Genomic DNA, 22,938 nt, shown 5'->3' with positions numbered 1-22,938 from the left:
GCGCCTTTGCCCTTGCATTCACGGGGAAGCTGACTAAAAAGCGCGGCTATCAGCGCATAACAGGCGGACCAACATGAAGGTTTTCGCAGGCAATTCGAACCGGCAACTCGCCGAAGCGATCTGCAACTATCTCAACGTTCCCTTGGGGAAAGCCAGTGTCCGAAGGTTTGCCGATCAGGAAATCTTCGTGGAAATCCAGGAAAACGTTCGCGGCGAGGACGTTTTCCTCGTGCAGCCCACGTCCTATCCTGCCAACGACCATTTGATGGAACTGCTGATCATGATCGACGCCATGCGTCGTTCGTCAGCCCGCCGCATCACGGCCGTCCTTCCCTATTTCGGCTATGCCCGCCAGGACCGCCGCGCCTCCGGCCGTACACCGATCTCGGCCAAGCTCGTCTCGAACCTGATCACTGAAGCTGGCGCCGACCGCGTCATGACGCTCGATCTCCACGCCGGTCAGATCCAGGGCTTCTTCGATATCCCGACAGACAATCTTTACGCGCTGCCGGTCCTGACGCGCGACATCAAGAGCCACTATGACCTCAGCAACGTCATGGTCGTCTCGCCTGACGTCGGCGGCGTCGTTCGCGCCCGCGCGCTCGCCAAGCGGCTGGACTGTCTTCTGTCGATCGTCGACAAGCGTCGCGACCGGCCGGGTGAATCCGAAGTCATGAACATCATCGGCGACGTCACCGGCAAGGACTGCCTGCTGATCGACGATATCGTCGATTCCGGCGGCACGCTCTGCAATGCGGCCGATGCGCTGCTCGCCAAGGGCGCCTCCAGCGTCACCGCTTATATCACCCACGGCGTGCTGTCGGGCGGCGCCGTCACCCGTGTCACCTCGTCTAAGCTGCGCGAACTTGTCATCACCGACTCGATCCAGCCGACGACGGCCGTGCAGTCCGCCCATAATATCCGCGTCGTGACGACCGCCCCGCTGATCGGCGAAGCCATCAGCCGTACGAGCCAGGAAGAATCCGTCTCCAGCCTGTTCGACTGAAATGAGCCGGCATTCGACCGGCTCTTTCAATTTCTGCATCAGATGGACCAGGCTATTACCACGCATGCTCACCGAGCAGCATGAATTGCTGGAAACGAAAGCCCAGAATAAACCGTCGTTCCGATCGTCTGGCGAAGCTTGTCACGTAAGGCGCAATTCCGTTCTCTACTCGGCGTCCTCCTCGGCCTTGTGCCGAGGATCTGCTGCCCTATCGACCGACGGCAGATGTTCGGGACAAGCCCGAACATGACGAAAGAGGGGTTTGCTGATTTTGTCGGCAGTCTGAGGCCGACTTTGTGCCGGCTTTTTTGTGGTCAAAAAGCTGAGGCCGGCACAAGGCCGGCCTCTTTTCTTTCCTATCCCGATTGATAACGCTCAAGGCTGCTGCGGCGGCGCAGGCACCGCGTCCTGGCCCTGATCCGGTTCCTGCTCCTGGTCTGGCTCCAGCCCCTGATCTTGATCTTGATCCAGACCGTCCGCTTCCTTGACCACCTGTCCGTTGACGGCGATCGCGCCGTCGCGGCTGATGCTGATGTCCCAGCGCGAGCGTCCGTCCGCATCGGTCTTGGCGAAACCCTTCACCATCATGATGCCGAAGGAAACCTGGTTGAGATCGGGATCGGTCTTGGCGAGTTCCTGAACCGCGGCGATCGTCTTGTCGAGATCCCGGGCAAGGATCGTCGCCTCCATCGAATAATCCTTCTCGGTATCGACGCGACCTTCGATCTTGCCCGTCATGTCGACGTCATAGACACCCGACTTGGCGCTGATCTTCGGAAATTCGACGGCGAGCCGGCCGTCACGGAAGAGCTTCTTCGCCATTTCCTCGCCGCTCTTTTCCGGCGCTTCATCCTTGAAATCCACCGCCATCAAGGCGTCGCCAAGGCTGGCGAAGTCCAGATTCGGAACGGCGAGCTGCAGATCGAAGCTGGTCGGCATGAAAGCCGAATAGTTCGGCGGCATCAGCGGGGTGTCGAGGCTGATGTCTTGCGCGTTCATACCGAAGCCGAAACGCATGGCGTCGCTCGGCCCGTCCATGGCCACGTTATAGCCGAACTGCTTGACGCCGCCATTGCCCACCTGGGTGCTGACGGTCAGATTGCTAACTCCGATCGTCTCGCTGAACGAGGCAAGAAGCGGAAAGGCTTCCTTGAGGATTCCCTTCACCTTGGCGCTGTTTTCGGGGCTCAACTCCTTCTCGTCGGCATGATCGAGAATGAAGAAGATTATCTCGCGGATCTGCTTGGCCGGCAGGCCATTCACCTTGGCCTCGACGTCGATCGAATCGGCACGGATTTCGACAGGCGGCATTTGCGCGCCGGAAACCCGCTCGATGAAATTCGAAGCCGAGCCGCTTCCCACGAGGTCAATGCGTCCGTTGCCGCCCGCGCTGTCCGTCGAACTCAGCTTCTGATCCATGCTGGCGAAGCTGGCAATGACTTCCTCGGTCTCAGACTTGCTGGTGAGCTTGATGTCCTTGGCCGTGGAGGTGCCGGAGCGCAAATAGCTGATCGCGGGATCGAAGACGCCGGTATAGACAAGCGAAGCGATGGAGTAGGAGAAATCCGTCGGCTTTTGGTCGGGACCTTTGAAATGGCCTGAGACCTCGAACTTGTTGTCGCCTTCGATATTCCAGAGCCCGCTGTCGAGGGGGGTGACGAATGTCGAGAACGGTGTCAGTCCCTTGATGGCGAATTTCGACGGATCGGCTTTGGAAAGCAGCTTCGCCAGATCGTAGATGACCTCGTAGCGTGTGCCCGCCGGCTTGACAGCGATCAAGCCGCTCTTTGCCAGATCCTCGGGAAGCAGCTTCGTCAGATTATCTCTGAGCGTATTGGCGCCGTTCTGGTTGATCTCGACACCCTGGGCGGTGGTGACAAGGCAAAGTGCCAGCAAGCTCGTTGCCGTGACAAGTTTGGGACGCATAGTCAAATTTCTCCTCAGCCGCTTTTTGAATGCGGCATCCAAAGAGGGGAAGCCCTGAGATGTCAACCTAGGCCGTAACGGGGAACGGTGATTTTGTTGCGCTTCCGGCCGCTCATTTCGGCGCAAAGACGAAGTTCGGCTCTCGGACACCTCGTAGGGCTTGCCGCTCGGTGCCCGACGACCGCTACGATGCAAGGCATGGCCTCGGTTTGGCGGACCGTCTATACCCTCGAAAACAGCCTGAATCCGCAACTTGCGTTTCCGAGCGACTTATAATATAGGCCACCGGTCCGTGTAGACACCCTTGGAGGCAACGCGGATGAGGATGGGGAAACCCGCCTCCGGTTCGACGGAACAAGGCTTTTGCCCGCCGACGAACTCTCCAAATAACCTCGAAAGGAATAGCCATGAGCCAGGAAACTTACGAGCTCAAGGCCGAGGCGCGCGAACGGGTTGGTAAGGGGTCCGCCCGTGAACTTCGCCGCAACGGTTTGATCCCCGCTGTCATCTATGGTGACAAGCAGGCCCCCATTGCCATCGCTCTCAACACCAATGAGGTGACGAAGCGCATTCATGCCGGTGGTTTCATGACCACCGTGGCAACGATCGAAGTCGACGGCAAGAAGTACAAGGTTCTGCCGAAGGACTACCAGCTCGATCCGGTCCGCGATTTCACGATGCATGTCGACTTCCTGCGCGTCTCCGGCAACACCCAGGTGAGCGTCGAAATCCCCGTTCACTTCATCAATGAAGAGAAGTCCCAGGGGCTCAAGGTCGGCGGCGTTCTGAACATCGTTCGCCACGAAGTCGAAGTTCATTGCCCGGCCGACGCGATCCCGGAATTCTTCAACGTTGACCTCAGCGGCAAGAAGATCGGCGACAGCATCCATATTTCGGAACTCACCCTGCCGAAGGGCGTGACCCCGGTCATCGACCGCGACTTCACGATCGCGACCATCATTGCCCCGGCTGCCGGCGTCGACGAGACCGCCGCTGAAGGCGAAGCCGAAGCCTGATCGCTTCGACCAAGTTGTAAAGCATACGGCCCGCTTTCCCGTGAAGTGGCCCCTGAAAGGTTGTCGTCCAACTTTCAGGAGCCAGTTCACTGGGAAAGCGGGCTTTTCATTGCCCGGAAAGACCTCCGTTTCTGCAAATTTAATATATTCGTGAAAGCATGCCCCGTCAGCTGTGAAGAAGCCGGCCCGAAGGCGCGACAGCAAATATGGCCGGTCTGGGGGAGTAGACGGAACCATGAACAATTCCGTTGAGAACAGGTTTTTTGGGATTGTTTGCGGAGCGCTGCTTGTTTTTGTCGCTCCTCTCTTTGTTCTCTTTCTTTTTCTTTCCTCGGAGCGAGCCGACAAGGAAATACGCGACCATATCTCGGTTCTTCTTGTCGCCAATGCCCAGGCGCTGGCAAAGCCCCTCTGGGACCTCGATGAAGAAAGCGTCACCCAGATCAGCGCGACGGTCGTTTCCCAGGGCGCCATCGTCAAGGTCGAAGTGCGCGACCAGTCAGGCCAGCTCGACGTCAGCCAGTCCACCATTCCGCGCTCCTTCGACGGCAAGCTCGTGCAGGTGTCGCGCGCCATCATCTACAACACCATCGATGGCCCGAAGAATCTCGGCAGCATCAGCGTCTACTATCCCGCCCTCGGCCTGTTTTCCGGCCTGAAGCAGGAAGAGGTCGTCTTCATTTCGATCTTCATCTTCGCGGTTTTGACCGTTTTCGGCACCGCGCTGATCGGCAACCGCTTCTTCGTCATCCAGCCGCTGATGCGGCTGACGGCGGCGATCGAGGCGACCCGCCAGCTCGGCTCCCGCCATCACGTCGACTGGCAGTCGAACGACGAGATGGGACGGCTTGCCCGCAGCTTCAACGAGATGCAGACCAAGCTCGAAAGCGAGGAGAAGGAGCTGAAGCTCGCCCATCGCCGCGCCACCGATATCTACAATCTCACCCCCGCCATGCTCTTCTCGCTCGACGAGGAAGACCGCATTACTGCCGTCAGCGACTATTGGCTGCTAGCCACCGGCTATGATCGCGCCGCCGTCATCGGCCGCAACTTCGCCGATCTCGTCACGGCAAATACCCGCGACAAGTTCGTCAAGCGCCGCCGGGCCGAAAGCGGTATGGCGGTTACCGTCAAGTTCGTCTGCCTGGACGGCCGCACCATGGACGTCCTTATCATGGAATCGGAAGCCGGCGCCGGCGCTCACGATCGTCTCTCGCTGTCGGTCATGACCGATGTGACCGAGCTCAAGGCTTCCGAGGACCGCAACCATCGCCAGGCAATCACCGATCACCTGACCGGGCTTCTCAACCGCCAGGGGTTCGAAGCCGTGCTCGACAGCAAGATCGCCGCGGCAGACGCCGCCGGCCAGGAACTCGCCTGCCTCTTCGTCGATCTCGACCGCTTCAAGTGGATCAACGACAATATGGGCCATGCCGCCGGCGACAAGGCACTGATCGAGCTGGTTGACCGCCTGAAGACCCATCTTGCTCCCTCCGACGAGGCGGCTCGTCTCGGCGGCGACGAATTCGCCATCCTGCTGCCGGCGAAGGACGCCGAAAAGCGCGCCAAGGCGATGTGCGAGCAGATTGCCTCGATCTTCGAAACGCCATTTGCCCCGGACATGCATCTGAGCGCTTCGATCGGCATCGCCATCTACCCGCATCATGCCGCGGCCGCATCCGAACTGCTGCAGAAATCCGACATGGCGATGTATGCCAAGAAACGCGACGGCAAGAATGGCGCGCAACTCTTCGACAACGCCATGCTCGACCGCGCCCGCAGCCGCGCCGAAATCGAGGCCAATATCGAAGCCGGACTTGCCGAGAACTGGTTCGAGGCCTTCCTGCAGCCGATCGTCAACTTGAACGGCCGCGGTATTGCCGGTTTTGAAGCGCTGATGCGCCTCAACCATCCGCAGAAGGGCTTGATGCCGCCGGCCGAGATCATCAGCGTCGCCGAGGAGACAGGAAAAATCGTCCGCGTCGGCAATGTCATCATGGAAAGGGCGATCGCCCATCTCGCCAAGATTTCCCGCATATCCGGCATGCAGGATACCTATCTCGCCATCAATTTCTCGCCGCTGCAGTTCGAGCCGGCTCTGCCGGCCCGGCTTGCCGCCATTGTCGGTCGCCACGGCATCCGCCCCGAGCGCATCGTCGTCGAAATCACCGAAGCCGTGCTGATGCACGACAACCCTGAGATCCGCATGATCGTCACGGAGCTTCGCCGCTTCGGCTGCCGCATCGCGCTCGACGATTTCGGCACCGGCTATTCGTCGCTCAGCTACCTCAACCGCTTCCCTGTCGATATCATCAAGATCGACCAGTCCTTCACCCGCGCGATCAACGACGGCGACGATGACGTCCGCCAGAAGAGCCGCATGCTGATCGAAGGCATCACCACGCTGTCCCACAAAATGAATTGCACCGTCATCGCCGAGGGCATCGAGACCGAAGAGGAATGCCGCACGCTCCACCAGATGGGGCTGGACTATGGCCAGGGCTACCTCTTCCATCGCCCGCAGCACGCAGCCAAGCTCATCGAGGAACTGATGGCCCCCCCAATCGGCCGTCGCGCGCGCCTCGTAAACGAAGAACGAAGGAGATGATCCGATGAAAAAGCTCCTGCTTCTCGCATGCCTGGCGCTGCCCTGCGCCGCCCATGCGCAGACAATCAATTTCACGACCGAGGATTACGCCCCCTTCAACTATCGCGAAGGCAAGGAGATCAAGGGCGCGACTGTCGAGCAGGTCGAAAAGGTGATGGCCGCGATCGGCGTCGGCTACACGATCGAGGTCTTGCCCTGGGCGCGCGCTTTCGGCCTCGCCCGCACGGCGCCGATGACCTGCGTTTTCGCCACCGCCCACAACAGCGCCCGCGACCCGCTGTTCAAATGGATCGAGCCGCTACTGATCGATCGCAATATCCTGATCACCCGCAAGGGCTCGGGCGTCACCGCCGGCAATCTGGACCAGGCGAAGAAATATACGATCGGCACGCAGCGGGAGGATTACACCGAGACGATCCTGAAGGAGAAGGGCTTCACCAAGCTCGATGTTGCCAGCGACTTCAACGCGACGCTGCGCAAGCTGCTGAGCGGCCGCATCGACATGATGCCGATCTCCGAACTCTATTTCGACAAGCTGAAGGCCGATCAGCCGGTGGAGATGGTGACGGTGCTCTCGGCCCAGCCGATGGGCATTGCCTGCGAAAAGAGCTTTCCGGACGATCTGCGCGCCAAGATGCAGGCCGCGCTCGACAAGCTGATCGCCGATGGCGACCAGAAAAAGATCTTCCTGAAATACGGCATGAACCTGTCGGACTGATGCTGCCCTTTCCGCTTGACATTGCGCGGTTTTCCGGGTGGTGAACAGCGGGAAAGCTTAAGCGAGGAAGACAGGCCATGCTGATCATCGCGGGTCTCGGCAATCCCGGCGCCAAATACGCCGGCAACCGTCACAATATCGGCTTCATGGCCGTTGACGCCATCCATCGGCGCCACAGCTTTTCGCCCTGGTCGAAAAAGTTCAGGGGCGAGATCGCCGAAGGCGAACTCGCCGGCGAGAAGGTGCTGCTGATCAAGCCCCAGACCTATATGAACCTCTCCGGCGAGGCCGTCGGCGAGGCGATGCGCTTTTACAAGCTCCAGCCCGCCGACCTTGTCGCAATCTATGACGAGCTCGACCTTCCCGCTGGCAAGGCGCGGCTGAAGACCGGCGGCGGCCATGGCGGCCACAACGGCATCAGGTCGCTGGACGCCCATTGCGGCAAGGAATACCGGCGCCTGCGCCTCGGCATCGGCCATCCCGGCGTCAAGGAAATGGTGCAGAACCATGTGCTCGGCGATTTCGCCAAGGCCGACAGGGACTGGCTGGAACCGCTGCTCGACACGCTCGCCGACAATGCCGAGATGCTGGTGCGGAACGAGGATTCGCAGCTGATGAACAAGATCGCGCTGGCGCTCGGCGGCCAGGCCGAGGAGGAAAAACCGCGCCGAGAAAGCAAGGATGGCGAAAAGAAGCCGGCCGGCCAGTCGCATATCCGCCAGGCCCGCAGCAGCAATCAGCCGAAACTCCCCGCCACCGGGCCGATGGCCGAGATGCTGAAGAAGATGTTCGGCAATAAGGGGGAATGAGGCCGGTGCCGGACCATGATTTCGCCATCCGCCCCGCAACTGCCGGCGATCTTCCGGGACTGGCCGTCCTCTACCGCCATTTGAACCCGACAGATCCCGTTCTTGACACGGCCATGGCAGAAGAGCGCTTCTCCGCCATCCTCGCCCATCCCGGCATGACCGTCTTCATTGCCTTTGCCGGCGATGTCGCCGCCGCCACCGCCACGCAGATCGTCGTGCCGAACCTGACGCGGGGCGGCGCCTCCTATGCGCTCATCGAAAACGTCGTCACCCACGCCGACCACCGTCGTCAGGGTTATGCCGGCGCCGTCATCGGCCATGCGGTAGAGCAAGCCTGGAAGGCCGGCTGTTACAAGGTGATGCTGCTGACCGGCTCCAAAAATCCTGCGACGCTTCGCTTCTACGAGAATTGCGGCTTCATCCAGGACAAGACCGGCTATCAGATCCGCCGAGCCTGAGCCCGGCTATTCCTCGGGCTCGGTCGTGAACATCAACGGAAAGCCCATCTCCTTGGCAAGATCGATGCCCTCCTTGGCCTTGGTCTCGGCAATGTCCTTGGCGCAGACCACGACCACGCAGGAACCGAGCTTGTGCGCCGTCATCATCACCCGATAGCCGGTCTCCTCGCTCATGCGGAAGACAACCTTCAGGATCACGATGACGAATTCGCGCGGCGTATAATCGTCGTTGACGAGGATGACCTTGTAGAGCTTCGGCTTGTCCAGCTTCGGCTTCACCTTGGTCTTCGGTTTCAGGGCAACGTCGTTGTCACTCATCGGAAATTCTACCGGTTGATGACATGAGAAAGCAGAAAAATATCCGCGGTAATATATTGCACCCCCGGTACGGCAGTTCAATGACGGATATCACTCCGCCGATAGCAGCAAGCAAGCCCGCCCGGCACTTTCGACGATCGCGGCGGCCTTTCTGTCGAAGGTCGCGAATATTTCGCCGCCAAGCCTGCGGCCTTCGAAGACGATGACGCCATCGGCGAAATCCCCGCCGGCATCGAGGAAGGACAACCCAGCCTCGATAGCTGCTCTGTCGTAGACGACCTTCCTGTCCGATATCAGCAGCCGGATGGTCGCTGATATCTCGGAGGCGCTCTTGCGATAAATCCGGCCGACGACCCAGGCGAACTCGCAAAATGTCAGGCTGGAAACGAACAGCCTTTCGGCCTCGCGCATCAATATCCTTGCACGTTCCGTTTGCTTCGGGTCGTCGTCCACGGCCGCCCGCACAAGCACATTCGTATCAACGATCATCGCCGCTGCCGACCTCGCCTGCCCAGCCTGCTCTTATGGCCTCGTCGATCTCCTCGAGCGTCGCATGGATATTCTCGTTGTTCCTGAGGCTTCCGAAGAAGCTTTCGATCGAGCCGGCGGCCGGCGGTGTTTTTACCGCAGCGACCTCGACTTTGCCACCAGGCAGGAGATCGACATCGATCTTGTCGCCGGGCCTGATCCCGAGGTGCTGAAGCACCTCCTTTTTCAGGGTGACTTGCCCCTTTGCCGTCACTGTCAGGGTCGCCATGTTCGATATGTCCTTTTTTCTGAAGGTAAGGCTAAATCGCCTTACCTTCAAGCCGGGCGCCATTGCTTTTTCAATTCATACCGCGAACCCTTGACCCGAGCCGACCATTCCCGCATAGGCAGGGCAAAGTTACCAATAGATATGGATCAAGCCATGGGCTTCAAATGCGGCATCGTCGGTCTGCCGAACGTCGGCAAATCGACCCTCTTCAACGCGCTCACCAAGACGGCGGCGGCACAGGCGGCGAATTATCCCTTCTGCACCATCGAGCCGAATACCGGCGAAGTCGCCGTACCTGATCCGCGCATGCGCAAGCTTGCCGACATCGCCAAGTCCAAGGAATTGATCCCGACCCGCATCTCCTTCGTCGATATCGCCGGCCTGGTGCGCGGCGCCTCGAAAGGTGAAGGCCTCGGCAACCAGTTCCTCGCCAATATCCGCGAAGTCGACGCGATCGTGCATGTGCTGCGCTGCTTCGAAGACAGCGACATTACCCACGTGGAAGGCCGCATCAATCCCGTCGCCGATGCCGAGACGATCGAGACCGAGCTGATGCTCGCCGACCTCGAAAGCCTGGAACGCCGCACCGAGCAGACGCGCAAGCGCGCCACCGGCAAGGACAAGGAGTCGATGGCGATGCTGCCGATCATGGAAGCGTCGCTGAAGCTGCTCAACGAGGGCAAGCCGGTGCGCACGCTGCTGTCGACGCTCGATGCCGAGGAGATCGCCATCCTCAAGGGCCTCAACTTGCTGACGTCGCATCCGGTGCTCTATGTCTGCAACGTCGCCGAGGCCGAGGCTTCGACCGGCAATGAATTCACCGAGGCCGTCGCCGCCATGGCCCGGGAACAGGGTGCCGAAACCGTCGTCATCTCGGCGGCGATCGAGGCTGAGGTCGCCCAGCTTCCCGAGGATGAGGCCAAGGAATTCCTTTCCGCCCTCGACCTTGACGAGGCCGGCCTCGACCGGCTGATCCGCGCCGGCTACAAGCTGCTCCACCTCATCACCTATTTCACCGTCGGCCCGAAGGAAACGCGCGCCTGGACGATCGAGCGCGGCACCAAGGCGCCGCAGGCCGCCGGCGTCATCCATTCGGATTTCGAGCGCGGCTTCATTCGCGCCAACACCATCGCCTATGACGACTACATCAAATTCAACGGCGAAGTCGGTGCCAAGGATGCCGGCAAGGCGCGCGACGAAGGCAAGGAATACGTCGTCCAGGACGGCGACGTCATCCACTTCCGCTTCAACACCTAAATAAAAGAGCGCTGCCGCCTTAACCCGGCGGCAGCCTGTTTGCGATGGCCGGCGGCAGCGCCTTGAGCACCAGCCGCCGAAGCGGCATCCAGCCGGTGCCGATGATCAATACGATCGCTCCGACAATAATCAGCGTCGTGAAGATATAGGTGTCGACCGTGGCGCTCCCCTGCCGGAAGACGCTGAAGATCGCGACGCCGAGCGACAGCAGCCCTGAAGTCACGAAGGCGCGCCGGTCGATGATGAGACCGATCAACATCAGCGCCGCAACTGTCGCGACGACGACAGGTGTCCGCGACGACATACTCGCGACATCGAAGATGCGGACGTCTGCCCCGAAAGACAGCAGGGAAACGGTGCTGTAGAGCAGTGCCGGCGCGGCACCGAGGTGCAGCCAGAAGGCAATATCCGAACGCGTCGTCCGACGCAGCCGGTCGCCGAGATCGAAATAAAGCGCCATCGCAAACAGTCCGAGCGCGCAGACGAGGGCAACCTGCGCCAGCACGATGGGATGATCGAGGAAAAATGCCGGATTGCCGCTTGCCCACTGTATCACGCGCAAAAGCAGGGTGAGGACGAAGGCAAGCACCGACATGATAGAGAGCGCCAGCGAAAGCGGTACGCGGTAGCGGGCATAATAGGCGCCGAGAATGATCGGGAAACCGGCGACGAACTGCGTCGCCTCCGCTCCGAAGGATGTAGCGGTCGGTGTCCACGGCGGGAAGAATCGCGACATCAGCAGGCAGGTCCAGCAGAACAGCGCGATCGCCAGGCTGACGGCCGGCAGAGCGAGCCGCTGGCGGCGCACCAGGATTTCCGAAAGGACGATGATCGCGGGCAGCACGGCATAAAGTGCAGAAAGCCCCCAGAGGCCGCCGAGCGCCACGACGACGCCGATGGTGATCAGCACGTCGTGAAACCCGCGCACGAAACGCGGCGTCTCCGTGTCCGACCAAGCCGGTCCGTCGGCGGCTGTCGGCTGCGGCCCGACAACCGCCACGCCGCGCTCAGTCAGGAAAGGCAGAAGCCGCCCGCCCGCCTCCGGCGAAATCAGCCCCTGGCGCGCCGCCTCGTCGAGTATCGACTTCAGTTCCGTCATGCCGGTTTATCTCCCCGGAATCATTGAGCCCGCGCGGATGCTATTGTAAGCACTAGAGCATGATGCCGAAAAGTGTGAACGGTTTTCGGGCGACATCATGCTCTAACTCTTTAATGTAGAACAGGATTCAGATTTTTAGGCCGATTCGACCTAAAATCATCCTGTTCTAGGCGCTGCATATGACGGAGGAGCGAATGTCGGCAGAAAAGCTTTCCTTCGAGGATTTTGAGCCCGGTCGCCGCTTTCCCCTCGGCCCGAAGCTGGTGAGCGCCGGGGAAATCGTCGAATTCGCCAGCGAATTCGATCCGCAGCCGATGCATCTCGACGAGGCTGCCGGCCGCGCCAGCATTCTCGGCGGTCTTGCCGCCTCCGGCTGGCATACGTCCGCGATGCTGATGCGCATGATGGCCGACAGCTACATCCTGAACGCGCTCTGCGAGGGTGCGCCCGGCATCGATCTGATGGAATGGCGAAAGCCGGTGCTTTCAGGCGACACGCTGCAGGGTCACTCGACCGTGCTTGAAGCCCGGCCGATGCGCTCGCGCCCCGGCATCGGCATTGCCAAGTTCCGCCACGAAGTGGAAAATCAGCGCGGCGAACTCGTTTGTCTCTCGGAGAACTCGGTCATGATCCGCATGCGCCCTGCCCCAGGCATCAGCATGAGTCCGGAGAGTACAGCATGAGAATGTCCGAACTTTACGCCGTCGGCGAAAAGGCCGAGATCGGCAGCTACATCTTCACCGAGGAAAACATCATCCACTTCGCGACGCGCTACGATCCGCAGCGTTTTCACGTCGACAAGGAAGCCGCCAAAGAAACCCTGTTCGGTGGACTGTGCGCTTCGGGCTGGCACACCACCGCCGCCTGGATGCGCACCTTCCTCGCCTTCTGGAAACGTCAGAGCGTCGCCCTCGCGCAGAGAGGGCTGGCGGCACCGAACCTCGGCCCTTCGCCGGGTTTCCAGAAACTGCAGTGGCTGCGGCCGATCTTCCCAGGCGACGTCGTGACCTACTCCGTCGCCCTCCTCTCCAGCCGGCCGCTCGCGTCGCGGCCGGGCTGGCACCTCAACACCATCCTCTGCGAAGGCGTCAATCAGAACGGCGATCCCGTCATGCGCTTCGAAAGCGGCGTCCTCGAGTACGACTGAGGCCGCCAGCAGCGAGGGCGGGCTCAGTGTCCGGAAAATTCGACCAGCGTGTGCACGCTGACGCCGAGTTCCTCCAGTTTCCGGCGGCCGCCGAGATCGGGCAGATCAATGACGAAGCAGGCGCCGACCACCTCCGCGCCGATCTGACGCAGCAGCTTCGTAGCCCCGACAGCCGTGCCGCCGGTGGCGATCAGATCGTCGACCAGGATCACCTTTTCGCCGGGCTCGATCGCATCGCGATGCATCTCCATCTCGTCCACGCCATATTCCAGGCTGTAGGCGATACGAACGGTGTCATGCGGCAGCTTGCCCTTCTTCCGGATCGGCACGAAGCCCGAGGAAAGCTGATGCGCCACAGCGCCGCCGAGAATGAAACCGCGCGCCTCCATGCCGGCGATCTTGTCGATCTTCGTTCCCGCATAGGGCTGCACGAGCTCATCGACCGCCCTGCGGAAGGCGCGGGGATTGCCGAGCAGCGTGGTGATGTCACGGAAAATGATTCCGGGCTTCGGATAGTCGGGGATGGAGCGGATGCTGGCTGCGAGCTCCGACGTCGTATTGTCCATGGAAAGTCCATATCTGCGAGGGCATGAAACGGCCGCACCCTACTGCATAATTCCTCAAATCGAAATCGATTTAGGGATAAAATTATCCGGCAGTTCAAGGCGCTACGCGCCCTTTGCGCGTCAGAAAGGACGTGGCGTCGCTGAGACGCATGACGCTGGGCGCACAAGCGGCTTTCGGAGATGATGCGTCAGCGAGCCAATGGAATCGCCGGCAACAAAAAAGGCGGCCCGTGAGCCGCCTTTCGAATTCGGACAAGGAAGGCTCAATGCTCCTTGTTGGCGTAGACCGAGCGCTTCGTGAGGTAGATCAGCACGCTGAAGATCGCCAGGAAGATCATCACCATGAAGCCGGTGCGCTTGCGCTCCTCCAGATGCGGCTCGGCGGCCCACATCAGGAAAGCGGTGACGTCCTTGGCATACTGGTCGACGGTCGCCGGTGCGCCGTCGTCATAGGTGACCTGGCCATCGGAGAGCGGCTTCGGCATGGCGAGGACGGCGGCAGCATTGAAGTAAGGGTTGTAATGTCCACCCTGCGGCACCTGGAAACCCGCCGGCGGCTCTTCATAGCCGGTCAGCAACGAATAGATATAGTCGGGGCCGCTTTCCTGATACTGCGTGAAGATGTCGACAACGAACTGCGGAAAGCCGCGGGTGACGGCGCGGGCCTTGGCGATCAGCGAGAAATCGGGCGGAGCCGCGCCATTGTTGGAAGCGGCCGCGGCTTCGGCATTCGGGAAAGGCGACGGGAAGTAATCGGAAGGCACGGCCTTGCGGGTAAACATCTCGCCGCTCGCGTCAGGACCGTCCTGAACCTCATAATTCGCAGCGAAAGCCTTCACCTGTGCTTCGGAATAGCCGAGTTCGCCAAGCGTGCGGAAAGGCACGAGCGTCATCGAATGACAGGCTGCACAGACTTCCGTGTAGACCTTGAGGCCACGCTGGAGCTGGCCCTTGTCGTAATGGCCGAAGGGACCGGCGAAAGACCATTCCTCCTCCTTCGGATGCTTCAGCGGATAATGCGGCGTCTCACCTTCCGCGTGATGGGCCGGAGCCGCACCGTTGGCGGGCGCCTCCTCGGCCAGAGCCGCGCCGCTGAGACCGGCAACGACAGCGAGCGAGAGAATGCTTGCAACAAGCGTTTTCATGTTTCTGTTCCCTTCCGTCGCGCGCTTACGCATTGGCCGCTGCACTGGCGGCAGCTGTCTTGTTGCGCTTCTCGAGCACCGCTTCGGTGATCGAGTTCGGTATGCGGCGCGGCGTCTCGACGAGGCCGAGCACCGGCATGGCAACCAGGAAGAAGGCGAAGTAGAGGAGCGTGCAGATCTGCGAAACGATCACGAAGCTGCCTTCCGCCGGCTGTGAGCCGAGCCAGCCGAGGATGATCGCGTTGATCACAAACAGCCAGAAGAACAGCTTGTACCAGGGACGGTAGACCGCCGAGCGAACCTTCGACGTATCGAGCCAGGGCAGGAAGAACAGCACGATGATCGCGCCGAACATCACCAGCACGCCGCCGAGCTTGGAGTCGATCGGGCCGATGTTGAAGGTGATCGAACGCAGCATCGCGTAGAACGGCAGGAAGTACCATTCCGGAACGATGTGCGCCGGCGTCTTCAACGGGTCGGCCGGGATGTAGTTGTCGGCATGGCCGAGGAAGTTCGGCATGTAGAAGACGAAATAGGCATAGACCAGCAGGAAGACCGAAACGCCGAGCGCATCCTTCATCGTCGCATAGGGCGTGAAGCGCACGGTATCGGTCTTGGTTTTGACCTCGACACCCGTCGGGTTCGTCTGGCCGGTGACGTGCAGCGCCCAGATGTGCAGGACGACGACGCCGGCGATCATGAAGGGCAGCAGGTAGTGCAGCGAGAAGAAGCGGTTCAGCGTCGGCTGTTCGACGGCAAAGCCGCCGAGCAGGAACTGCTGGAGCGATTCACCGATCATCGGGAAGGCCGAGAAGAAGCCGGTGATGACGGTCGCGCCCCAGAAGGACATCTGGCCCCAGGGCAGGACGTAGCCCATGAAGCCGGTCGCCATCATCAGCAGGTAGATGACCACGCCGAGGATCCAGAGGATTTCGCGCGGCGCCTTGTAGGAACCGTAATAGAGGCCGCGGGCGATATGCAGGTAGACGGCGACGAAGAAGAAGGATGCGCCGTTGGCATGCAGGTAGCGCAGCAGCCAGCCGTGGTTGACGTCGCGCATGATCTTTTCAACGGAATTGAAGGCGATCGCGGTGTCGGCGGTGTAATGCATGGCGAGCACGATGCCCGTCAGGATCTGCACGACCAGCATGACGGAGAGCATGGCGCCGAACGTATAGGCATAGTTCAGGTTTCTCGGAACCGGATATGCCACGAAGCTGTCATAGACCATGCGCGGCAGCGGCAGGCGCGCATCGACCCATTTTTCGAAGCCGGTTGATGGTTCGTAGCTGGAATGGCCACTCATGAATCAGTCTCCCCTCAACCGATCTTGATTTTGGTATCGGACACAAATGAAAAGGTCGGAATCGCCAGGTTCTCGGGCGCAGGACCCTTCCGGATGCGGCCGGCCGTATCGTAGACCGAGCCATGGCAGGGACAGAACCAACCATTGTATTCGCCGGCCTGGCCGAGCGGAACGCAACCGAGATGGGTGCAGGTACCGACCATGACGATCCAGTTTTCCTTGCCTTCGCCGCCAGAGCGGTCGACGCCTGTTGCCTGAGCGTCGGCAGGAAGGTTTGCGTTGCGGGCCACCGGATCCTTGAGATCGCCGAGCGGAACATCGGCTGCGGCTTTTACTTCTTCCGGCGTGCGGTTGCGGATGAAGATCGGCTTGCCGCGCCATTTCACCGTCAAAGACATGCCGGGCTCGAGGCTTGCGACATCGACTTCGATGGAAGCCAGCGCCAGCGTCGAGGCGTCCGGGCGCATCTGATCGATGAACGGCCACGCAACCGCAGCGGCGCCGACAGCGCCAGCCATACCGGTGGTGAGATAAAGGAAATCACGGCGAGTGGGCTCTGTCGAAGCCCCGCTTGTCGTTTCGTGTTCGCTCACGGCTTAACCATCCTCTGCGCAATTATCGCGGAATTCCGCCCTGCCCCCTCTACCAACGAATCCCTCTGGACACAATTCGGCCATAGATTCCCCGGCAATCCGGCGCGTTCTAAGCTTGATCGCAAATTATGTCCAGCCTTGACAAGGGGATGAGGGCACAATGTCGCGGGAAATTTCGGATGAATTTTTTAAGTCAAATACGAGCTTGCCGGCATGCTGCATTGCAACAAAAAAGCCGCCGTGATAGGCGCAGTCGCAATCACGCCAGCGAGCCGGACCGAAGCGGATGAGAGACACGATTTTTTGCGTATTCAGCGTCCTCACGACCCTGGTGCTGGCCATCGTCTCATTGCGGTATGTCACCGATTTTTATCTGCTTTCCTTCTTTTTCAGCTTCCAGCTCCATCTGGCAGCGGCCGCGGCGCTCGCCTCCCTCGCGGCCCTGCTTGTCAAGCGCCATTGGTACGGCCTGCTGACGCTCGGCATATCACTGGCTCTTGCCGTCCATGGCATCGTGATGACCCGTGAATTTGTCCAGCCCGCCGTCGATGGAAACCGCCCGGTTCTTTTCCGGCTGATGTCCTTCAATATCGAAAACGATAATTTCGCAAACGGTGCCGCGATCGCCGACATGGCGATTGCCTCAGGCGCCGATGTCGTCAACATCCTCGAGGCCGAGCCGGTTCTGTCGGAACTGCCGCGGCTTCTGAAAACCTATCCCTATTATGTCGGCTGCGGCATCGGCATGCAGGAATGCGATACGCTGGTCCTGTCGAAGCGCCCGCTCATCGAGCCGCGCATCCGCAGTCTCGGCCTGCTGTGGCGCAACCGGCTGACGATCTCGACGGTTGATTTCGACGGTCGCAAAGTCAATTTCCTGACCGCGCATCTGACCAAACCCTATTATGACGAGTTCTACGGTCTGGAGCTCGAGGATCTCGCCGCGATCGCCCCCACCCTGCCGGGACCGCTGGTGCTGGCCGGCGATTTCAACTCCTCTATCCTGACGCCGGGCGTACAGGACCTTTTGCGCAGAGAAGGCTTCGCCACCGTGTCGCTGGAACCCGCAACCTGGCCGATCGCCGCCGGCGCCTTCGGCATTCCGATCGACCACGTCTTTGCGAGGGCGCCCCTGCGGCTGAAATCGGTCCGCCGCATCGCCGACAGCTACGGATCAAATCATTTTGGCCTCATGGCGGAATTCGCCATCGCCCCCTGAGCCGAGATCCTCGTCCGCCGCGAGGAAGCCGCCGGACTGGCGCGCCCAGAGTTCGGCATAGAGCCCGCCTTGGCGAAGCAGTTCATCGTGGCTGCCCTCCTCAATGATCCGGCCGCGATCGACGACGATCAGCCGGTCGAGCGCAGCGATCGTCGACAGCCGGTGGGCGATCGCAAGCACGGTCTTGCCCTCCATGATCCGATGGAGATTGGACTGGATCGCTTCCTCCACTTCCGAATCGAGCGCCGACGTCGCTTCGTCGAGAACCAGAATCGGAGCGTCCTTCAGCATCACCCGGGCAATGGCAATGCGCTGCCGCTGGCCGCCCGACAATTTGACGCCGCGCTCGCCGACATGCGCGTCGAAGCCTCTGCGGCCCTGCTGATCCTGCAGGCGGACGATGAAGTCGATGGCTTCAGCGCGCCGGGCCGCCTCGACCAGCCGCTCCTCGCCGGCATCCGGCCGGCCGAACAGGATATTGTCGCGCACCGAACGATGCAGCAGCGACGTATCCTGGCTGACGACGCCGATCTGCGTCCGGAGCGATTCCTGCGTCACGGCCGATATATCCTGGCCGTCGATGAGGATGCGACCCTCTTGGAGGTCGTAGAGGCGCAGCAGCAGGTTCATCAGCGTCGATTTTCCAGCGCCCGAACGGCCGACGATCCCGACCTTCTCGCCGGGGCGGATGGTCAGCGAGAAATTGTCGACGACCGGCTCCTGCCCCTTGCCGTAGCGGAAGGAAACATTGTCGAAACGAATGCCGGGCCGGCGGATCACCAGGCTCTTCGCATCGGCGCGATCGACAAGCCCGAGCGGCTGGGAGATCAGCTCGGCGGCATTCTGGATGGTGCCGAGATTGCGCATGATGCCGTTGAACTGCGTCATCAGCCGCCCGAGCAGGAAATTCAGCCGGAGCACCAGCGCCAGCGAGAATGCCACCGCGCCGGCGCTGACCAGGCCGCGCAGCCAGAGATCGACGCTCAAGCCGGCCATCGTCACGATCATCAGGCCGGAAAGCAACGCCATCGAGGCCCTGACGCCGGTGATGAATCGCGTGAAGCGCAGCACCGTATCCTGATAGATATCGAAACCCTGGCGCATGTAGCGGTCGCTCTCTTCGTCGCGGGCAAACAGCTTCAGCGTCTGCATATTGCTATAGGAGTCGACCATCCGGCCGTTCAGCATCGATCCGGCTTCCGCCGTCTCGCGGGAATGATGGCGGATCCGCGGGACGAAGTGACGGGCAAGCAGGCTGAAGGCGCCGAGCCAGAACAGCACGACGGCGGCGAGCGAAAAATCCAGCCGGGCGACGAGCACAAGCGTCGTCACGGCGTAAATTCCGACGAACCAGACGCTTTCCATCAGCGAGGTCACGAGATCGCCGGTTGCCTGGCCGGCTGACCAGACCTTGGTGACGATGCGTCCGGAGAAATCGCTCTGGAAGAAGGACAATGATTGTCTTGAGACGTGGAGATAAGATTGCCAACGTGCTAGATTGTAGAAGCCCGGCGTGATCACCTGCTGATCGACGAGGGCAATCAGAAAGGCGACGACGAAGCGCACGAGCCCGATGAGAGCGAGCATGCCGAACAGCTCGCCGCCATGGGCCGCAAGAAGACCGCTCCAGCCGGCGCCGGGCGTAATGCTGGCGAGAATATCGACGAGGCGTCCGACGAACCAGAAAAGTGCGGCTTCGATTGCCGCCGATGCGCCGCCGAGTATGAGCATGGCGATGAACGGCATCCTCGTCTGGCCGATATAGAACCAGATGAAGCCGAGCGTTGTCTGCGGCGGCTGAAGGTTGGCGCGCGGGCGGAACGGATCGATCCAGGTCTCGAACAGGCGGAAGATGGGTCGCAGGAACATGGAAGCGATATAGGCGGATTGTGGGGAGCGGCAAAGGGAATGAAAAGCGGACGCAATCTTATATTTTTGTAATGATCGGTAACATCGGCGGCATCGCCATTGATTGCCCGCCGATCGGTCACAATCTGACGATAGGATCGCGCTTCAACGGAGGGAAGGCCATGGAAACGAAAATGCTCGATGCGCATATTCCGCTTCCGCTCGCAGCAAGGTTGGATGCCCTGGCCGCCGACTTGGCACTGCCGCGCGACGTGATCGTCGCCGAAGCCATCACCACATGGCTCGACAGCGAGGAACGCCGCCGCATCGCCACGCTGCGCACGCTCGCGGCCGCCAACACCATCGTCGTCGTCGAACACGACCGGGTGATCGACTGGGCCGACAGCCTTTGAAACGGAGGGCAAGCGCGGTATCGTCGCCAGTGGGCATCAATTCTCGCCGAGAATAGCGACAATATCTCGCCGGCCGTGCAGAACGCGCAAGATCGTAACCAATTCATTTTCTACAGTATAATAAGCGCGAATATCCTCGAAACCCGGAACGGGCCACGATCTTATGCCTGCCAGTCTTGAATTGCCGAATGCCTTGGGCGTGCCGGAATTCGGATATTCGAGAAGACGCACGAAAGACTGCTCGGCGGCCTGCAGAAAACGCAGACCGAGTTGCTCTCCGCCATGCTCCGCAAGATAGGAGAGCTGCAACAGCATGTCGTCTCGAGCTGCCGGTTTGACGGCAAGCTTCATGGCGACTTCTTCTTGCTCCGCGCTGCCAACAACTGTGCGGCTTCTTTTCTCAGGTCACTCCAGAATGCGGGCGTTGCTTCAACCGCATCACCCGATGCGAGGCCCTCAAGCAGCAAAGCCTCGAGGCGGGCCTCGTTTTCGCGCTCCTGCGCATCCCGAACGAGGCCCCGGAAATATTCACTGACATTGCCATAGCCCTTGCTGGCCATCTGGCTTTCGACAAAAGCCTTGAGGCTGTCAGGCAATGAGATCGTCACGGTCGCCATAAACAAAATTCCCAGCTGAGATCAGGAAATGTACCATAGGTTCTTAACTGTTCTCAACTGTTACGAAGCCCTCCCCGCTTTTGCGGGAAGGGCCGATCGTTATTCCGCCGCCTCTTCCGCTTCCTCGGTGTGATCGGAGAGGAAGCCGCCGGACTGGCGGTTCCAGAGGTCGGCGTAGACGCCGCCGCTCTCGATCAGTTCGGCATGCGAGCCGGCCTCGATGATCCGGCCCTTGTCGAGCACGATCAGCCGGTCCATTTCCGTCAGCGTCGACAGCCGGTGAGCGATCGCGATCACCGTCTTGCCCTCCATCAGAGCGAAGAGGTTTTCCTGGATCGCCGCCTCGACTTCCGAATCGAGCGCCGAGGTCGCCTCGTCGAGCACCAGGATCGGCGCGTCCTTCAGGAAGACCCGGGCGATCGCGATGCGCTGCCGCTGGCCGCCGGACAATTTGACACCGCGTTCGCCGACCTGCGCGTCGAGCCCCTGGCGCCCCTGCATGTCGACAAGCCCTTCGATGAACTCCCAGGCATTGGCGCGTTTGGCAGCCTCGATCACTTCGGAGTCCGTCGCCTCCGGCCGGCCATAGGCGATGTTGTCGCGGATCGAGCGATGCAGCAGCGAGGTATCCTGCGTCACCACCCCGATCAGCGAGCGCAGGCTTTCCTGCGAGACGCCTGATATATCCTGGCCGTCGATAGTGATGCGACCGCCCTCCAGATCGTAGAAGCGCAACAGCAGGTTCATCAGCGTCGTCTTGCCGGCGCCGGAGCGCCCGACGAGACCGACCTTCTCGCCCGCCTTGATGTCGAGCGACAGGTTGTCGATGACGCCCTTGCTCTTGCCGTAATGGAAGCGGATGCGCTCGTAGTGGATCGCCCCCTTCTTCGCCGTCATCGAAGGCGCGCCCGGCTTGTCGACGATGTCGTGTTGTTTGCTCATCATCTCCATGCCGTCATAGACCGTGCCGATATTCTCGAACAGCGCCGAAACTTCCCACATGATCCATTGCGACATGCCGTTGACGCGCATGGCAAGACCGATGGCGATGGCGATCGCGCCGACCGAGATCGCCCCGTTCAGCCAGAACCAGATCGACAGGCTGGAGACGACGAAGAGCGCGACGCAGTTGTTCAGGTAGACGCTGATGTGGAACAGCGTCACCTTGCGCATCTGCCTGTGCACGGTCTGCAGGAACTCGTCCATGCCCTCCTTGGCATAGACCTCCTCACGGCCCGCATGCGAAAACAGCTTGACGGTGGCGATGTTCGTGTAGCTGTCGACCACGCGTCCCGTCATCATCGAGCGTGCATCCGCCTGTTGCGCCGCTATCTTGCGAAGCTGCGGCACGAAATAAGAGACGATGCTGACATAGACGGCGAGCCAGACGAGGATCGGGATCATCAGCCGCCAGTCGGCGGCCGCAATCACGATGATCATCGTCAGGAAATAGCTGACGACGTAGACGAAGACGTCGAGAATCTTCATCACCGTTTCGCGCACGGCAAGCGAGGTCTGCATCACCTTTGTCGCGACGCGCCCGGCAAACTCGTTGGCGAAGAACATCATGCTGTGGCGCAGCAGGAAGCGGTGCATCTGCCAGCGGGCGCTCATCGGATAATTGCCGAGCAGCATCTGGTGCATGATGAGGGAATCGAGGCCGGCCGCCAGCGGCAAGCCGACCAGCACCAGCACCGCCATCCAGAACAGCTTGTGGCCCTCCGCCTGCAGGAAGGTGGCGCGGTCGGCATTGGTCAGCCAGTCGACGATGTCGCCGAGAAACTGGAAGAGCGCCACTTCGCCGACAGCGATCGACGCCGTCAGCAACGCCATCAGGCCGAGCCAAGGTGCTGCCGGCTTGCTGTAATGCCAGCAAAAGGCAAAAAGGCCTTTGGGCGGAGCGACAGGCTCCTCGCTCGGAAAGGGATTGAGTCGCTGTTCGAACCAGCCAAACATGAAATTGCTCCGAAACAATCAGCGTCTCGGCTCCCGGCTTCGCGCCACCTGAGCGCACTGCAAGCACATATGGGAACCGAACGTTCAAGGGGCGAGGCTGAAACAGCCGCACAATGGATCAAAAGGGGGATTTCAGGAAGAAATACGCGCTAACGG

The 22,938-nt window shown here is 60.7% G+C and carries 23 protein-coding genes and 1 pseudogene; 11 read left to right on the top strand and 13 right to left on the bottom strand.

Going from position 1 to position 22,938, the window contains the following annotated elements; translation table 11 throughout:
- Positions 1–73 precede the first annotated feature (73 nt).
- Positions 74–1,006: a ribose-phosphate pyrophosphokinase gene (locus CO671_RS03925; RefSeq protein ID WP_010035373.1), complete on the top strand. Its 933-nt coding sequence runs from the start codon at positions 74–76 to the stop codon at positions 1,004–1,006.
- Between the two features lie 375 nt (positions 1,007–1,381).
- Here CO671_RS03925 and CO671_RS03915 read toward each other — a convergent pair whose 3' ends face one another.
- Positions 1,382–2,932 (bottom strand): hypothetical protein, encoded by a 1,551-nt coding sequence (locus CO671_RS03915; protein ID WP_097604609.1) that lies wholly within the window; start codon positions 2,930–2,932, stop codon positions 1,382–1,384.
- A 407-nt stretch (positions 2,933–3,339) separates the two neighbouring features.
- On the opposite strand from CO671_RS03915, the gene CO671_RS03910 reads away from it, so the two are divergent.
- From CO671_RS03910 to CO671_RS03890, 5 genes and pseudogenes are all read left to right on the top strand, one after another.
- Positions 3,340–3,948: a 50S ribosomal protein L25/general stress protein Ctc gene (locus CO671_RS03910; protein ID WP_097604606.1), complete on the top strand. Its 609-nt coding sequence runs from the start codon at positions 3,340–3,342 to the stop codon at positions 3,946–3,948.
- 235 nt (positions 3,949–4,183) lie between these two features.
- Positions 4,184–6,536, top strand: a pseudogene (locus tag CO671_RS03905) (EAL domain-containing protein).
- Positions 6,537–6,560: 24 nt separating this feature from the next.
- Positions 6,561–7,274, top strand: a complete 714-nt coding sequence (locus tag CO671_RS03900; RefSeq protein ID WP_097604603.1) for a transporter substrate-binding domain-containing protein — start codon at positions 6,561–6,563, stop codon at positions 7,272–7,274.
- Between the two features lie 77 nt (positions 7,275–7,351).
- Positions 7,352–8,083: an aminoacyl-tRNA hydrolase gene (pth, locus tag CO671_RS03895; RefSeq protein ID WP_097604600.1), complete on the top strand. Its 732-nt coding sequence runs from the start codon at positions 7,352–7,354 to the stop codon at positions 8,081–8,083.
- The gene (locus CO671_RS03890) at positions 8,080–8,541 is read left to right on the top strand and encodes a GNAT family N-acetyltransferase (RefSeq protein ID WP_097604597.1); all 462 of its coding nucleotides are present in this window, start codon (positions 8,080–8,082) and stop codon (positions 8,539–8,541) included. The genes pth and CO671_RS03890 overlap by 4 nt, the downstream gene beginning before the upstream one ends.
- 6 nt (positions 8,542–8,547) lie before the next feature.
- Here CO671_RS03890 and clpS read toward each other — a convergent pair whose 3' ends face one another.
- The 3 genes from clpS to CO671_RS03875 form a co-directional block, all read right to left on the bottom strand.
- Positions 8,548–8,859 (bottom strand): ATP-dependent Clp protease adapter ClpS, encoded by a 312-nt coding sequence (gene clpS, locus CO671_RS03885; protein ID WP_004680128.1) that lies wholly within the window; start codon positions 8,857–8,859, stop codon positions 8,548–8,550.
- Positions 8,860–8,949: 90 nt separating this feature from the next.
- The gene (locus CO671_RS03880; protein WP_097604594.1) at positions 8,950–9,348 is read right to left on the bottom strand and encodes a type II toxin-antitoxin system VapC family toxin; all 399 of its coding nucleotides are present in this window, start codon (positions 9,346–9,348) and stop codon (positions 8,950–8,952) included.
- A complete protein-coding gene (locus CO671_RS03875; protein ID WP_097605064.1) occupies positions 9,338–9,616 on the bottom strand; it encodes an AbrB/MazE/SpoVT family DNA-binding domain-containing protein in 279 nt (92 codons plus the stop codon). Before CO671_RS03875 ends, CO671_RS03880 begins: the two co-directional genes overlap by 11 nt.
- A 153-nt stretch (positions 9,617–9,769) precedes the next feature.
- Here CO671_RS03875 and ychF point away from each other — a divergent pair, with 153 nt between their 5' ends.
- A complete protein-coding gene (gene ychF, locus CO671_RS03870; protein WP_010031314.1) occupies positions 9,770–10,873 on the top strand; it encodes a redox-regulated ATPase YchF in 1,104 nt (367 codons plus the stop codon).
- Positions 10,874–10,892: 19 nt separating this feature from the next.
- On the opposite strand, the gene CO671_RS03865 is transcribed toward ychF, so the two are convergent.
- Positions 10,893–11,972: a hypothetical protein gene (locus CO671_RS03865; protein ID WP_097604592.1), complete on the bottom strand. Its 1,080-nt coding sequence runs from the start codon at positions 11,970–11,972 to the stop codon at positions 10,893–10,895.
- 194 nt (positions 11,973–12,166) lie between these two features.
- Between CO671_RS03865 and CO671_RS03860 the strand changes: the two genes are divergently transcribed.
- Both CO671_RS03860 and CO671_RS03855 read left to right on the top strand, forming a co-directional pair.
- On the top strand, positions 12,167–12,655 hold the full coding sequence (locus CO671_RS03860; protein WP_097604589.1) for a MaoC family dehydratase: 489 nt from the start codon (positions 12,167–12,169) through the stop codon (positions 12,653–12,655).
- Positions 12,652–13,119, top strand: coding sequence for a MaoC family dehydratase (locus CO671_RS03855; RefSeq protein WP_097604587.1), 468 nt, complete (start codon positions 12,652–12,654; stop codon positions 13,117–13,119). Before CO671_RS03860 ends, CO671_RS03855 begins: the two co-directional genes overlap by 4 nt.
- 23 nt (positions 13,120–13,142) lie before the next feature.
- On the opposite strand, the gene CO671_RS03850 is transcribed toward CO671_RS03855, so the two are convergent.
- The 4 genes from CO671_RS03850 to petA all read right to left on the bottom strand — a co-directional run bounded on the left by CO671_RS03850 (position 13,143) and on the right by petA (position 16,729).
- Complete coding sequence (locus CO671_RS03850) at positions 13,143–13,685, bottom strand: adenine phosphoribosyltransferase (protein WP_097578578.1); 543 nt, start codon at positions 13,683–13,685, stop codon at positions 13,143–13,145.
- A gap of 263 nt (positions 13,686–13,948) precedes the next feature.
- Complete coding sequence (locus CO671_RS03845; protein WP_097604585.1) at positions 13,949–14,830, bottom strand: cytochrome c1; 882 nt, start codon at positions 14,828–14,830, stop codon at positions 13,949–13,951.
- 25 nt (positions 14,831–14,855) lie between these two features.
- The gene (locus CO671_RS03840) at positions 14,856–16,136 is read right to left on the bottom strand and encodes a cytochrome b N-terminal domain-containing protein (RefSeq protein WP_097578575.1); all 1,281 of its coding nucleotides are present in this window, start codon (positions 16,134–16,136) and stop codon (positions 14,856–14,858) included.
- 14 nt (positions 16,137–16,150) lie between these two features.
- On the bottom strand, positions 16,151–16,729 hold the full coding sequence (gene petA / locus CO671_RS03835; protein ID WP_010030308.1) for a ubiquinol-cytochrome c reductase iron-sulfur subunit: 579 nt from the start codon (positions 16,727–16,729) through the stop codon (positions 16,151–16,153).
- Positions 16,730–17,015: 286 nt separating this feature from the next.
- Between petA and CO671_RS03830 the strand changes: the two genes are divergently transcribed.
- Complete coding sequence (locus tag CO671_RS03830; RefSeq protein WP_097604582.1) at positions 17,016–17,948, top strand: endonuclease/exonuclease/phosphatase family protein; 933 nt, start codon at positions 17,016–17,018, stop codon at positions 17,946–17,948.
- Here CO671_RS03830 and CO671_RS03825 read toward each other — a convergent pair.
- Positions 17,904–19,817, bottom strand: coding sequence for an ABC transporter ATP-binding protein (locus tag CO671_RS03825; RefSeq protein WP_097604579.1), 1,914 nt, complete (start codon positions 19,815–19,817; stop codon positions 17,904–17,906). The two genes, CO671_RS03830 and CO671_RS03825, sit on opposite strands and share 45 nt — an antisense overlap.
- A gap of 161 nt (positions 19,818–19,978) precedes the next feature.
- On the opposite strand from CO671_RS03825, the gene CO671_RS03820 reads away from it, so the two are divergent.
- The gene (locus CO671_RS03820) at positions 19,979–20,209 is read left to right on the top strand and encodes a CopG family transcriptional regulator (RefSeq protein ID WP_097578977.1); all 231 of its coding nucleotides are present in this window, start codon (positions 19,979–19,981) and stop codon (positions 20,207–20,209) included.
- Between the two features lie 36 nt (positions 20,210–20,245).
- On the opposite strand, the gene CO671_RS03815 is transcribed toward CO671_RS03820, so the two are convergent.
- From CO671_RS03815 to CO671_RS03805, 3 genes are all read right to left on the bottom strand, one after another.
- Positions 20,246–20,560, bottom strand: coding sequence for a type II toxin-antitoxin system RelE/ParE family toxin (locus CO671_RS03815; protein WP_097604576.1), 315 nt, complete (start codon positions 20,558–20,560; stop codon positions 20,246–20,248).
- Complete coding sequence (locus CO671_RS03810; RefSeq protein ID WP_097604574.1) at positions 20,557–20,826, bottom strand: type II toxin-antitoxin system ParD family antitoxin; 270 nt, start codon at positions 20,824–20,826, stop codon at positions 20,557–20,559. The genes CO671_RS03815 and CO671_RS03810 overlap by 4 nt, the downstream gene beginning before the upstream one ends.
- Before the next feature lie 99 nt (positions 20,827–20,925).
- Positions 20,926–22,782 carry an ABC transporter ATP-binding protein gene (locus CO671_RS03805; RefSeq protein WP_097604571.1) on the bottom strand — a complete coding sequence of 619 codons (1,857 nt, stop codon included), beginning with the start codon at positions 22,780–22,782 and terminating at the stop codon, positions 20,926–20,928.
- Between the last annotated feature and the right edge of the window lie 156 nt (positions 22,783–22,938).

The organism is Rhizobium sp. M10, from assembly GCF_002531955.1.
GTDB lineage: Bacteria > Pseudomonadota > Alphaproteobacteria > Rhizobiales > Rhizobiaceae > Rhizobium > Rhizobium etli_C.
The sequence above is the reverse complement of the archived record's forward strand: the minus strand, read 5'-3'. Positions and strand labels throughout refer to the sequence as shown.